The sequence below is a fragment of the Alienimonas californiensis genome (genome assembly GCF_007743815.1).
GTDB lineage: Bacteria > Planctomycetota > Planctomycetia > Planctomycetales > Planctomycetaceae > Alienimonas > Alienimonas californiensis.
Genome location: NZ_CP036265.1, coordinates 4,246,429 through 4,259,945, shown reverse-complemented (window position 1 = coordinate 4,259,945; position 13,517 = coordinate 4,246,429). Strand labels below are relative to the sequence as shown.

The following is a 13,517-nucleotide window of genomic DNA, read 5'->3' as shown; positions in this document are numbered from 1 at the left end:
GACAATGATCGACGCCCTCGCCCCGTTCTTCCTGCACCCCGGCATCGCCGCGGCGGGGGCGGCCTGCGCGGCGGTGCCGATCGTCATTCACCTCATCAACCGCCTGCGGTTCCGCAAGGTGCGGTTCGCGGCGATGGAGTTCCTGCTCCAAAGCGAACAGCGGAACCGGCGGCGGGTGCTGATCGAGCAACTGCTCCTGCTGCTCCTCCGCATCCTGCTCGTGCTGGCTGCGGCGGCCCTGATCGCCCGGCTGGTGCTGGACCCGAGCACGCTGTCGGTGCTGCGGGACGGGAACGTCGCCCACCATGTCGTAATCCTCGACGACAGCGGCTCAATGCGGGCGTCGGCGGAAGAAGGCGACGTGTTCGAGGTGGCCAAACGCACGCTGCGGGACTTTGCCGCCGAGGCCGCCCGCACGCCGGGGTCGCTGCGGCTGTCGGTGTTGTTGCTCAGCCGGGCCGATCAGGATTCGGCCCTGTTCGCCCGGCGGGACGTGAACAGCGGGTTCCTGTCCGATCTGGCGGAAAAGCTGGACGCCCTGGAACCGACCCGCGCCCGTCTGCGGCCGGCGGCCGGACTCGCCGCGGCGGAGCGGCGTCTGGCCAGCGAAGCGGACGTCGGCGAACGCGTTGTGCATCTACTCTCGGACTTCCGCGGCGTCGACTGGGGCGGCGCGGCCGCGTCCGGCGACGTGCCGGCGCCGAGCGACTCTGCTAGCGGGGACTCCGCCGCGGGCGCCGCCGGCGACGCCGCCGCGGCGGTGGAGCGGCTGGACGCGGACGGGGTGCAGGTCAACCTGGTCCGACTGACGGCCGAGGCTCCGGAGAATCGCCGCGTCGCGGAGGTCTCATACGGGGCCGCGACGGCCGCGGTCGGCGTGCCGCTGCGGGTGCGGGTGGCCGTCACCAACGACGCGCCCACCGCCGCGGAACCGCTGGAACTCTCCGCCGCCCTCGACGGTCAACCGCTGCCGCTGGGCGAATCGATTCCCGCCCTCGAACCGGGGCAGACCGTCGTGCGGGAGTTCGACGTGCAGTTCGACGACCCCGGCCGGCACGCGGTGACGGTTTCCGTCCCCGCGGACGGCCTGCCGGACGACGACGCCTTCTCCCGCCCCGTGCTCGTGCTGCCCCGGGTGCCGATTCTCGTGGTGGACGGGGCCTCCGACCTGGAGGCGGCGAACCGGATCAGCCTGCTGTTCGACGCGGACCTGACCGGCCGCGAGGTGCGCATCGGCGGCACGGAACTGCTGCGGAAAGAGGACCTGTCTCAGTTCTGGACGATCTACGTGGTGAACGTCCCGCGGCTGCCGGCGGACGCCGTCGGCCCGCTGACGCGGTACGTCGAGAACGGCGGCGGCCTGATCTGGTTCGGCGGGGAGATCGACGCGGACTACTACACGGAGACGCTCGTCCCCGCCGGCCTGTTCCCCGTCCCGCTGGCCGGTTCGTCGGTCGCCCTGCCGGCCGCGGAGGGAGCCGGGCCGGACGTGCGGTTCGCGGAGCACCCCGTCACCGAAGCCCTCACCCTCGGCGAGAACCTGTTCGCCGATCTGGTGAAGATCTACCGCTACCTGCCGGTCCCCGGGGACTGGAACCGGGACGACGCCGCCCGCAACGACGGCGTGGAAACGGTCGCCACCCTGAGGAACGGCGCCCCGCTGGTGTTGGCCTCCCGGCTGGGCGAGGGGCGGATTCTCACGGTCCTGACCACCGCCGGCGTCGCTCCCTCGGAGGAGGAGGCGGAGTGGACGAACTGGCCGCGGACGCCGCCCTTCCCGCTGTTCCACCTCCCGGCCCAGGAGTGGGCCGCCCGGATCGACACCGGCGACGCCGTCGGCAGCGCCGGGGAGCCGCTGGAGTTCGCCCTCGACGCGGCCCGCTTCCGGCCGGACGTGCTGATCGAACGGCCGGACGACCTGTCTGCCTCCCTCACCGCGACGCCGCGGTTGCGGGAGGACGAACCGGGCGTCGACGGCGCCCCGGTGACCGACGATGAACTGCTGCTGACGGCCCGCTACGCGGACACCGATCTGCCTGGCGTCTACAAGGTCCGGCTGACGACGGCGGAGGGGGAGCCGGTCGATCGCTGGACCGCCCTGAACTTCCCCGCCGCCGAGAGCCGGCTGGCCCTGATCGCCCCGGCGGCGCTGACGGAAGCTCTCTCTGGCACGCAGAACGTCACGGTGCAGGAGGCCGGCGACGTCGCGTGGGTCGGCGGGGGCGACCAATCCCGCGAGATCCGCTGGTGGCTGCTCGGCCTGATGGCGGCACTGATGGCGGCGGAATCGCTGCTGGCTTACCGCTGCGGCTATCACGGGGCGGGAGCCTGACCATGACGATCTTCGCCCCCCTCTCCCTGTCGGCCCTCGCCCCGCTGGCTCAGGCCGTGCAATCCGGACCGACGCCCTCCGGGGCGACGCTGGAATCGCTGACGGCGACCGAGTGGAACCCGCCCCGCACCCCGCTGGGTTGGAGCCTGCTGCTGGGCGTCGGAGCGGCGCTGCTGGCCTGGACGGTCTGGCTGTACGTCCGCGACACCCGCCGCCTGCCCCGCATCCTGCGGGCGGGCCTGCTGGCATTGCGGATCGGCGTGCTGGTCTGCCTGGCCGTGGTGGCGCTCGACCCGCGGGAGCGCACCCAGACGACCGCCGTGCGGCCCAGCCGGGTCGCGGTGCTGATCGATACGAGCCAGTCCATGCAGCTCCCCGCCGACCCGGCGGGCGCCGACGCGGAGGAGACCCGGGCCGAGGCGGTGGCCCGAACGCTCGCCGATTCGTCGCTGATCCAGGAGCTACGCCGCCGCCATCAGGTGCAGCTGTTCCGGTTCGACTCCGACGCCGAACTGATCGCGGAACTGCCGCAGGGCGAGGCTTTGGACGCCGCCGTGCCGGACGTCTCCGCTCCCCTCCGCGGCGGCGAGGCGGCGGCGGCACTGGGCCGTCTGGAGCCGGACGGCCGCGAGACCCGGTTGGGCGAGGCGGTCGCCGACGCGCTGCGGCAGGTCCGCGGTCCGACGCTGGCCGGGGCGGTGATCCTGTCCGACGGCGGGCAGAACGCCGGGGCCGGGGCCGACGCCGCGGTCGGCCGGGCCGCCCGGGACGGCGTGCCGCTGTACCCGGTGGGCGTCGGCGGGACGGAACGGCCGGCGGACGTGCGGGTCACGGACCTCTCCGCCCCCACGGACGTGCGGTTCGCCCCGGAGCGCGAGCGACAGGACCCCTTCGAGGTGCGGGCGTTCCTCGCCGCCGAGGGGCTGGCGGGCCAGACGGCAACGGTCGCCCTGACCCGGGCGCCGGCGGAGTCCGACCCGGCGACGACGCCGGGCGAAACGCTGGAGACCCGCACCCTCGCCCTGCCCGCCGACGGGGAGTCGGCGGAGGTGACGTTCGAACGGGAACCGACCGAGGCCGGCCGCTTCCGCTACACCGTCACGATCACCCCGCCGCCCGCCACGCGGGAGGCCCGCGCCGACGACAACGCCCGCTCCGCCGTCGTCCGCGCCCGCAGTCGCCCGACCAGCGTGCTGCTGATCGCCGGCGGCCCGAACCGCGATTACCGCTTCCTGCAGACCGCACTCGCCCGGCAGGCGACCGCGGAGGTGGACGTGCTGCTCCAGTCGATCGATCCGGCGGAACTGCCGGGCGTCACCCAGGACGGCGACGTGCTGCTGGCGGAGTTCCCCAAGAACTTCCCCCTCCGCCCGCCCGGCGAGGCCCGCCCCGAGAGCAGCCCGGACCGCTACGACGTGGTGCTGGCCCTGGACGCCGACTGGTCCCGCATCCCGGCGGAGGGCGTGGACAACCTCACCCGCTGGGTGGACCGGCAGCGGGGCGGGTTTGTGTTCGCCGCCGGCGACGTCTACACGCCGCAGCTGACCGACGAAGCGTTGTACGGGCCGGTCCGCAACCTGCTCCCGGTGCGGCTGGCGGCGCGGAGTCTGGTGGAAGCCTCCGACGAGAGCACCCGTCCCTGGCAGCCCGAACTGACCGACGCGGCCGCCGCGTCCGGGGTGCTGGACCTCGACCCGGAGCGGCCGGGGGACGTCTCCGCCTGGGCGGCGTTCGAGGGCTTCTATCGAGCCTTCCCGACCCGCGGAGCGAAGGACCTCGCCTCCGTGTTAATGCTGCACGGCGATCCCCGCACCACCGGCGACGGGGCGACCGTGCTGATCGCCGATCAGCGGTACGGCGGCGGCCGGGTGTACTACCTGGGCACCTCGGAGTTCTGGCGGCTGCGGAGCCAGGGGCCGGAACTGTTCGAGCGGTTCTGGACGAACCTGATCCGGGCCGCGGCGGAGGGCCGGGCCACGGAGGGGGACGAGCCGGCACTGTTCCTGATCGACCGGCCGGAGACGCCGGTGGGCGAGCCGGTGCGGATTGCCGTCGGCCTGCGGGACGCCCGCGGGGAGCCGGTGGAGGCGGGCACGGTGACGGTGACGGTCGAGGGGCCGGACGGCTTCCCGGCGCCGGGAAGCCCGCTCACGCTGCGGCCGGTCCCGGGTCGGCCGGGGCGGTTCGAGGCCCCCTTCACCCCGCCGCGGGCCGGGCGTTTCACGCTGACGCTCGACGGCGACGACGTCGGTATGGCGGCAGACGTGACCGCGACGATCACCGCCCGGCTGCCGGAGTTGGAACTGGCGACCGTGCGGCAGGACGTGCCCACGCTGACCGCCCTTGCCGAGGGCGGCACCGGCCGTTACCTGTCGCTGGCGGAGGCCGCCGAGACGCTGCCGGGGCTGATCGAATCGCGGGAGCGGACGGTCACCGTCGAAGAGTCCGTGCGGGCCCTGTGGGATGTGCGGTGGATGCTGTTCCTGATCGTCGGCCTGTTCGGCTTCGAATGGCTCGTGCGGAAGCTCTCCCGGCTGGCCTGACGGCCGCGGGCGGCGTTGTGGCCAGAGCGGCTCACCGGCCGCGGGACGCCTGCATCGCCTGAAAGTTCTGCATCGCCAAGAAGCCGAACAGCACCGCGGCGAACAGGGCGTGGAAGCGAACGTACAGGAACGCCCCCACCATCACCGCCACGAAGAAACCAACTCGGACGGTCCACAACTCCGCCCCCCGCCGCAGCGTGCGGCCCAGCACCGCCCGGAGCACCTGCCCGCCGTCCAGCGGATAGATCGGCAGCAGGTTCAGGATTGGCCAGGCGACGTTCACGAACAATAGGGTGTTCAACGCCGTCAGGGCGAGGGCGGAGTCGATCCCTCCGTCCAAGAAGACCGGGACCGCGGCGAGCCCCACCATCAGCGCCAGCGCGAGCAGCAGTTGGATGAACGGTCCGGCGAGGGCGACCAGCACGTCCTGCCACCAGCGAATCCGCGGCGGCCGCTGGCCGTAGGCGAGCCCGCCGAAGGTCAATAAGACGATGGACCACTGCATCCCGAACGCCCGGGCCATGAGGGCGTGACCCATCTCATGCAGCAGGATGGACAGGAAGATACACAGGATCGTGACGATCAGGTGCGAAACGAACGTCCCCCCGCCTGCCTGGGCAAAGGCCTCCGGGACGAACTGCCAGCCGAAGAAAGCCGCCCCCAGCCAGTGCCACGCCGAGATCCAGACCGGCACCCCGAACAGGGAGAATCGGAGGTCCAGCGGCGTCGGGGTGGGCAGTCCGAACATGCGGGCGGCGCTTCACTGGCTCAGGAGGAGAGATCGGGGCCGGCACGATAGGCCCGCCCCGGCCCGGCACAACCGGGAGGGCGGCGTTCCCTCTCCCCGCAATCGGCGCCGCGGCGCCGCGTGATCCAACCCGGGCCGGAGTGCGTTGATCCTACGTTGTCCCGGCCCCGTTGGCCGGTCAGGATGCGGCGTAGCTCCCCCCGCCGTGGCGCGGCGCCCGTCCCCCACCTCCCCCTTCCCCACCGCAGCGAGACTCGGCGGCGATGTGGCAGGTCATTCCCACGGCGCTGCGGCTGATCCTGAACTCGGAGCTGCTCAGGCCGCTGGTCGGTCGCACCCTCAAGCCGGGCGCCCGGTTCGCGGTGGGGCTGATCGCGGTGCCGCTGTTCCGGTGGACGCTGAAAACCGTCCGCCTGCAGCACTTCGACCGGGAGCTGGAAAAGGACCTGGAGGAGTGGTTCGCCGCCAGCGCCCTGCTGCTGTTGTGCACGGCGAACATGGAGCAGTTGCTCTTTCAACAGTTGGGATTCGAGCCGCGGGACTGGATCTCGCTGGGCTTTCGCCTGTTGCTGGCCATCGGGGTGGTCGAGGCGATGCCGGACGTGGCCCTGTTCCCCGTGCTCCACCCCAAGCCGAAGCTGCCGACCAAAGCGGACTTCGGCCGTGACAAAGGCTGGTTCGGTTTGCGGAAGGTCATGCCGGCCTATCTGAAAGGGATGGTCTGCCAGCACCTCGCCCGCTCCAGCCCGGTGCTGGCGATCTTGGCCTGCGTGGTCGGAGGGGTCGTGGACAAGGAAGGGAACATCCCGCCGGAACGCCGCAACGAATGGATCGCCGGCTGGTGCTGCTACGGGGCGGCGATCAGCCAGTATCTGGTGATGGGTCTGATGGCGAGCCGGGAAGAGGCCGCGAACGTGCTGGCCGCTTACGACGCGAAGGTCGCTCAGGACCGGGCGGAACTGGTCTCCGAACTGCGGGCGGAACTCGCGCATGGCGCGTCCTGCCCGTTGCCCCGGCGGGCCGCGGCGACCGGCGTCCCGGCGGCCGGCGTCCCGGCGGCCGGAACCGTGCAGGCCGTTCGTTCCGCGGAACCGGCGCCCCCGCCGGTCGTGGATGACGCCGAGCCGGGGCCGATCCCCGTCCGCCACGGGGGCGGCGAGTAGAATCCGGGTTCACGCCCCGCCCCCGGTCCGCCGTCCTCGCCCTTGCCCCGTATCCAGCCGCTCGCCCCGGAGGTGGTGAACCAGATCGCCGCCGGCGAGGTGATCGAGCGCCCGGCGTCGGTCGCCAAGGAACTGCTGGAGAACAGCCTCGACGCCCTCGCCACTCGCATCGAGGTGGACGTGGCCGCCGGCGGGACGGAGTTGATCCGCATCGCCGACGACGGCGAGGGCGTGCCGGAGGAGGACCTCCCGCTGGCCCTGACCCAGCACGCCACCAGTAAGCTGCGGACCCCCGCGGACCTGTTCACCGTCGCCACGATGGGCTTTCGCGGGGAGGCGCTGGCGAGCATCGCGTCGGTCAGCCGGTTTCGGTTCCGCAGTCGGCCGGAGGGGCAGGAACTCGCCGCGGAGATCAGCGCCGTGGGCGGCACGCTCACCCCCGTCACCCCCCGTGGCGGACCGCTGGGCACGACGGTGGAGGTGCGGGACCTGTTCTTCAACGTGCCGGCCCGTCGGAAGTTTCTGAAGACGCACGCCACGGAGTTCGGCCACCTCGCGGAGCAGTTCACCCGCGTCGCCCTGGCGAACCCCCGCCTGCACGCCACGCTGCGGCACAACGGGAAAGTGGTCTACGACCTCCCGCCGGCCGCCGACGTGCGGGACCGGCTGGCGACGTTCTTCGGCTCGCAGATCGCCGACCGCCTGATCCCGGTGCGAAGCGAATCGGACGTCGCCCGCCTGTGGGGCTTCGCCGGCCATCCCGGCGACGCGAAGAGCAGCCGGAAGGGGCAGTACCTGTTCCTCAACGGCCGCTGGATCACCGACCGCAGCCTGCAACACGCCCTCTCCGAGGCCTACCGCGGGCTGGTGATGATCGGCCGGCAGCCGATCTCGTTCCTGTTTCTGGAGACCCCGCCGGACGCGGTGGACGTGAACGTGCACCCCACCAAGTGCGAGGTGCGGTTTCGGGACAGCTCCAGCCTGTATCGCCAACTCCTCGGCACCCTGCGGACGGAGTTTTTGAAGCGCGACTTCGAGCAGCGCTTCCACCTCCCCGGCGACCCGGCGAAGCGGAACGGCCGGGAGCCGGACGCCTCCGCGGCGCCCCGTTCCCTGCCCGAGACTCAGGCGGAACTCGCCGACGGCTTCGCCGACTGGGCCCGCGCGGCCCTGATGAAAGCCGAAAGCGAACCGGTTCCAGCCCCTTCCCCCCCTCCCCCCGCTTCGCCGTCGCCGTTAGGCGGCGCGACTTCAGAGCAAGCCCTCGAACCCGATTTCGATCGCGAACCCCGCAGCGCGCCGCCTAGCGGCGACGGCGAAGCGGGGCCGGTCGAGAAGCGGTCGCCGCCGGAAATCACGCGGGCGATGCAGGTGCTGGATACGTATCTCGTGCTGGAAACCGACGCGGGCCTACAGGTGATCGACCAGCACGCGCTGCACGAGCGGGTGATGTACGAAACGCTCCGCCGCCGTGTGCTGGGCGAGGGGGTCGAGATCCAGCGACTGCTGGTGCCGGAGTCGATCGAACTGGACGCCAAGCGGCACGCCGCGGTGCTGGAGCATGCGGAGACGTTGGGCGAACTGGGGTTCGAGGTGGAGGACTTCGGCGGCACGACGGTGCTCCTGAACGGCTTCCCGGTGCTACTCAAGCGGGCCGACCCGGCCGCGGTGCTGGCCGACGCCGCGGACGCCCTCGCCGACAGCCCCAAGACGCCGGACCGCCGGGACCTGCTCGATTCGCTCCTGCACATGATGAGCTGCAAGGCCGCCGTGAAGGCCGGGCAGCGGCTGAGCCCGGAGGAGATCGACGCCCTGCTGACCGCCCGGCACCTCGTCGACGACGCCCATCACTGCCCGCACGGGCGCCCGACCGCCCTGACCCTCTCCCGCGACGATCTGGACCGGCAGTTCGGCCGGATGGGCTGATCGCTCCACTTGCGGCCCGCTCCGCGAACTCGGATTCTCCCCCGATGCCCCTGTGCGTTTCGATCGCCCGCAGCCACCCGTCCCGCATGCGGGCGGAGCACGCCGTCTTGGCCGAGGCCGGCGCCAAGCTGGTCGAACTGCGGTTGGATTGGCTGAAGGGGCCGGTCGACGTGGCCGCCCTGATCGCCGATCGCCCCACCCCGGTGGTGCTCACCTGCCGGCGCCGCGAAGACGGCGGGCGGTGGAGCGGCACCGAGGAGGCCCGGCTGGCGCTCCTCCGACAGGCAATTCTGGCTGAGCCGGAGTTCGTCGATCTGGAAGGGGACGTCGCCCCGAAGGTGCCGCGGTTCGGCAAGGCGAAGCGGGTCGTCAGTCACCACGACATGAAGGCGACGCCGGACGCCAAAGCACTGGCGAAGCTCTACAAGCAGCTCGCCGCGGCGGACGCTGACGTGGTCAAGCTCGTCACCACCGCGGAGTCGATCGCTGACAACGCCCGCGTTCTGAGCCTCTACGCCACGGCGACGAAGCCGACGGTCGCCTTCTGCATGGGCGAGTTCGGCCTCGCCAGCCGAGTGATGTGCTGTGCGAAGGGGGCGCCGTGGACCTACGCCTCGTTCAGTGCCGAACGCACCATCGCTCCCGGCCTGCCGGACTTCGCCACGATGCGGACGGCGTATCGGGCTCATCGGGTGAAGAAGACGACGCAATTCTTTGGCGTCCTGGGCGATCCGGTCGCACACAGCCTCTCTCCGCAACTGCACAACGCCGCCTTCCGCGAAGCCGGTTTCGACGGATGCTACCTCCCGGTGCGGGTCACGGCGGAGGAGTTCCCGACGGCCCTGCCCGCCCTGGCGGCGATGGGCTTCGAAGGGTTCAGCGTCACGATCCCGCACAAGGCCGCCGCGTTGGCGTTGGCCTCCGGCGGGAAGAACAGCGCCACGGACGCGGCCCGTCGGATCGGGGCGGCGAACACATTAACCGTCACCGGCGCCAAAGAGAGCGCCCCGGTCTGGCACGCCGCGAACACCGATCACGACGCCGCCCTCGGTTCGCTGCTCGCGGAGATGCGGCGGGCCGATAAGCACGCCACGCTGACGGGCCGCAAGGTTCTGGTCCTGGGCAGCGGCGGCGTGGCCCGGGCGGTCGTCGCGGCCCTCACCGGCGCCGGCTGCGCCGTGACCGTCGCCGGGCGGACGGAGAAGAAGGCCCGGGCGTTGGTCGACGAGTTCGGCGGCGTCGTCCAGACTTGGCCGAACCGCGGCACGGGCATTTTTGAGATCATCGTCAACGGCACGCCCGTCGGCATGTGGCCGAAGATGGACGAATCGCCCCTGCCGGAGAACCGCTTCCCCCCGCAGGCGATCGTGTTCGACACGATCTACAACCCGAACCGCACGCTGTTCCTCAAGCAGGCCGCCGAACGCGACTGCCGGATCGTCGGCGGGGCGGACATGTTCGTCCGTCAGGCGGAGGCCCAATATGCCCTGTTCACCGGCTCCCCCGCCCCGGAGGGCGTGATGCGGGAGGCGCTGCAACAGGCGATGGCGGTGGCGAAGTGAGCGAGCCCGTGCCCCCCGCCGCCCCCGCCGCGGTGTCGCTCGTCGGCGCCCGCGGCAGCGGGAAATCGACGATCGGCCGGCTGCTCGCGGAGCGGCTGGGCCGGCGGTTCGTGGACGCCGACGAGCAGATCGCCCGCGTCGCCGGTCGGTCCATCCCCGAGATCTTCGTGCTGCACGGGGAGACGGCGTTCCGGCTGCTGGAAGCGGAGGTGATCACCGCGCTGCTGGAACAGGATTCGATCGTCCTCGCCACCGGCGGCGGGGCCGTGCTGTCCTTGGAGTCCCGACAGAAGCTGGTCGCCGCCGGGCCGGTCGTCTACTTGGAAGCCGATCCGGCCACCCTGCACGCCCGGACGGCCGGCGACGAGAACCGTCCGCCGCTGACCGACCTGCCGGCGGAGGAGGAGATGGCCGCGGTGCTGGCCGACCGGGAGCCGCTGTACCGCGAAGTCGCCAGTGTCGTTGTGGACGCGACCGCGGAGCCGGAGGCCGTCGTCGCCGCGATCCTGGCCGGCCTATCGTGAGCGACGCCGCCTGGGGAGCCCTCACCGCGCTCGTCTTCCTCGCCGGCTGCGGGGCCGGACGGTTCGTGAACGTCGCCGCGGTTCGGTTCGGCCCGCGGGAGTATCTGGGCGAACAGCTCCGCAGTCTGTGGCGGCCGACGCCGCACGAAGCCGCGATGACGCGGGGGCGGGGGCTCTCGAAGCTGCCGGTGCTCGGCTGGTTTCTGCCCTCGCATCCGCTCGCTGCGGCCCCGCTGCGGGACCGGATCCGTCCGGCGCTGGTGGAACTGTCCGCCGGGGCCCTGCTGGGGGGGCTGTTCTGGCAGGAGGTGGCGAACTGGCGCACGTGGGCGCCGCTCGGCGGGCCGTTCCTGCCGGACGTGGCCCGGGCCTTTGAGTGCCCGTGGGACGCGTCGTTCACCTTCGCCCTGCACGGGGCGATGTTGCTGAGTTTGCTGACGGCCTCCGTCATCGACCTGCGGCGGTTGCTGATCCCCGACGGCACCACAATCCCGGCCCTGCTGCTGGCCGTGGTCGCCAGCCTGTCGGGGCGGCTGTGGCTCGTACCAGTCTGGTTCGAGGAGGGCCGCGTTTCCCGATTCGCCCCCGTCGGCGCCCGGCCGGACGTCCAGCCGGTGCCGGAGTGGATCTTTGAGCACCCCCACCTGCACGGACTGGCGGCAAGCGTCGCCGGGATTGTCGCCGGGGCGGGCGTCTGCTGGGTCGTGCGGTGGATCGGCGCCCGCACGCTGGGGCGGGAGGCGATGGGGCTGGGCGACGTGATCCTGATGGCGATGGTCGGGGCCTTCGTCGGCTGGCAGCCGGTGCTGACGGTCTTCTTCCTCGCCCCGGTCGCCGCCCTGGCGGTGGTGGTCCCGGCGAAGCTCTACGACGCCGCCACCGGGAAAGCGGCCAGCGCCGAGTTCCCCTACGGCCCCTGGCTGGCGCTGGCCGCGGCGTTCGTCGTGCTGTTCTGGCAGGACGTCTGGCCGGCGGTGGGGCCGTTCTTCGCCCTCGGCCCGTTCGTGCTGCTGGCCGGGCTGACGATCGCCGTGCTGCTGGCCGTGATGCTCTGGCTGATCGCCCTGGTGAAGCGGGCTCTGGGAATCGACGTCGACCACTGGCCGGCGGGCTACGCGGGCTGGTCCTCCGCCGATACCCTCACCTACCTCGCCGCCGAGTCGGACGACCTGAATCGCCCCGCCCGCGCCCCGGGTCGCCCCGCCCGCCCTTGGCCCGGCTCCGCCGCCGGCCGCGGCCGGCTGCACGCCGACCGCTGGCGGCACGGCGGCCCCGCCTCTTCCTCCCCGCAGTTCCGCCCGGACGTCCGCCGGTGATTCGCATCGTCGACTACGGCTCCGGCAACCTGCGGAGCGTCCAGAAGGCGGTGCAGTCGCTCGGCTTCGAAGCCACGATCTCCGCCCGCCCGGAGGAGTTTTCGAAGGGCGACAAGCTGATCCTGCCCGGCCAAGGTGCCTTCGGCGACTGCGCCCGCGGCCTCGCCGAGAGCGGCCTGCGGGAGGTCGTGCTGGACCAGATCGCCGCCGACCGCCCGCTGTTGGGGGTCTGCGTCGGCCTGCAGTTGCTGTTCGACGTCGGCCGTGAGGACGGCGATCACGAGGGGCTGGGCGTATTGCGGGGCGAGGTGGTGAAGTTCGACGGTCCGGCGTTCGAGGGGCCGGATCGGGCGAAGATCCCGCTGATGGGTTGGTGCCCGCTGCTGTCGCCGGCGAGCCGTTCGCTGGAGGAGACGCCGGTCCTCCGCGGGTTGGGTCCGAACCCGCACGTCTACTTCGTGCACAGCTACCACGCGGCCGGCGTCGATCCGGCGGTCGTCGCCGCCGAGGCGGAGCACGGCGGGCGGTTCGTCGCCGCCGTGCATCGCGGCGCCCTCACCGCGACCCAGTTTCACCCGGAGAAGAGTCAGGCCGTCGGGCTCCAGATCCTCCGCAATTTCGCCACGCTCTAAGCGCAGTCGTATGACGCCCCTCGAGATTCTCCCGGCCATCGACCTGCGCGGCGGGAAGTGCGTCCGGCTGCGGCAGGGCGATTACAACCAGGAGACGGTCTTCGGCGACGACCCGGCCGCGGTCGCCGCGGGCTTCGTCGCGGCGGGGGCGACGCGGATTCACGTCGTCGATCTGGACGCCGCCAAGTCCGGCGCCCGCACCAACGGGGAGCAGATCAAGGCGATCGTCGCCGCGGCGGGAAACGTGCCGGTGCAGCTCGGCGGCGGGGTGCGGGACGACGCGGCGATCGACTTCGCCCTGAACGAACTCGGCGTGGACCGCACCGTTGTCGGCAGTGCCGCGGTGAAGAACCCGGATTGGTTCGCCACCGCGGTCGAGGCCCGGCCGGGCAAGCTGGTGCTCGGGCTCGACTACCGCGGCGGGGAGGTGGCGACCGACGGCTGGACGGCCTCCAGCGGCCTGTCGGCGGTGGAACTGGCGAAGCGGTTCGCCGGCCTGCCGCTGGGAGCCGCCGTCTGCACGGACATTGCCGACGACGGCATGATGGCCGGGATCTCCGACACCGCCCTGCGGTCGCTGGCCGCCTTCGCGGACCTCGGCCTGCCGGTGATTGCCAGCGGCGGGGTCAGCTCCGCCGACGAGGTCCGGAAGGTCGCGGCCCTGCGGCGGGAGCACCCGAACGTCGTCGGAGCAATCGTCGGCCGGGCGATCTATGAGGGTGCCTTGACCGTCGAAGACGCGATCGCGGCGACGTTGTAGGGTCCGTTCCG

At 72.1% G+C, this 13,517-nt stretch carries 10 protein-coding genes; 9 read left to right on the top strand and 1 reads right to left on the bottom strand.

Annotated features, from left to right (window positions below; genetic code table 11):
* Positions 1–4: 4 nt before the first annotated feature.
* Positions 5–2,332: a BatA domain-containing protein gene (locus CA12_RS16845; RefSeq protein ID WP_145360173.1), complete on the top strand. Its 2,328-nt coding sequence runs from the start codon at positions 5–7 to the stop codon at positions 2,330–2,332.
* A gap of 2 nt (positions 2,333–2,334) precedes the next feature.
* Positions 2,335–4,875, top strand: a complete 2,541-nt coding sequence (locus CA12_RS16840; RefSeq protein ID WP_145360172.1) for a VWA domain-containing protein — start codon at positions 2,335–2,337, stop codon at positions 4,873–4,875.
* A 31-nt stretch (positions 4,876–4,906) separates the two neighbouring features.
* Here CA12_RS16840 and CA12_RS16835 read toward each other — a convergent pair whose 3' ends face one another.
* The gene (locus tag CA12_RS16835; protein ID WP_145360171.1) at positions 4,907–5,623 is read right to left on the bottom strand and encodes a site-2 protease family protein; all 717 of its coding nucleotides are present in this window, start codon (positions 5,621–5,623) and stop codon (positions 4,907–4,909) included.
* Positions 5,624–5,886: 263 nt separating this feature from the next.
* Between CA12_RS16835 and CA12_RS16830 the strand changes: the two genes are divergently transcribed.
* Genes CA12_RS16830 through CA12_RS16800 form a run of 7 tightly spaced genes read left to right on the top strand, consistent with a single transcriptional unit; the run spans position 5,887 to position 13,506 of the window.
* Entirely contained in the window at positions 5,887–6,786 is a 900-nt protein-coding gene (locus CA12_RS16830) for a DNA topoisomerase I (RefSeq protein ID WP_145360170.1), read from the top strand.
* A gap of 42 nt (positions 6,787–6,828) precedes the next feature.
* Positions 6,829–8,712 (top strand): DNA mismatch repair endonuclease MutL, encoded by a 1,884-nt coding sequence (gene mutL, locus CA12_RS16825; RefSeq protein WP_145360169.1) that lies wholly within the window; start codon positions 6,829–6,831, stop codon positions 8,710–8,712.
* A 44-nt stretch (positions 8,713–8,756) separates the two neighbouring features.
* Positions 8,757–10,274 carry a type I 3-dehydroquinate dehydratase gene (locus tag CA12_RS16820; protein WP_145360168.1) on the top strand — a complete coding sequence of 506 codons (1,518 nt, stop codon included), beginning with the start codon at positions 8,757–8,759 and terminating at the stop codon, positions 10,272–10,274.
* 8 nt (positions 10,275–10,282) lie between these two features.
* The gene (locus tag CA12_RS16815) at positions 10,283–10,798 is read left to right on the top strand and encodes a shikimate kinase (protein WP_165700819.1); all 516 of its coding nucleotides are present in this window, start codon (positions 10,283–10,285) and stop codon (positions 10,796–10,798) included.
* Positions 10,795–12,114, top strand: coding sequence for a prepilin peptidase (locus CA12_RS16810; protein WP_145360166.1), 1,320 nt, complete (start codon positions 10,795–10,797; stop codon positions 12,112–12,114). Before CA12_RS16815 ends, CA12_RS16810 begins: the two co-directional genes overlap by 4 nt.
* Entirely contained in the window at positions 12,111–12,746 is a 636-nt protein-coding gene (gene hisH / locus CA12_RS16805) for an imidazole glycerol phosphate synthase subunit HisH (RefSeq protein WP_145360165.1), read from the top strand. The genes CA12_RS16810 and hisH overlap by 4 nt, the downstream gene beginning before the upstream one ends.
* 10 nt (positions 12,747–12,756) lie before the next feature.
* Complete coding sequence (locus tag CA12_RS16800; protein WP_145360164.1) at positions 12,757–13,506, top strand: 1-(5-phosphoribosyl)-5-[(5-phosphoribosylamino)methylideneamino]imidazole-4-carboxamide isomerase; 750 nt, start codon at positions 12,757–12,759, stop codon at positions 13,504–13,506.
* The last annotated feature ends 11 nt before the right edge of the window (positions 13,507–13,517 follow it).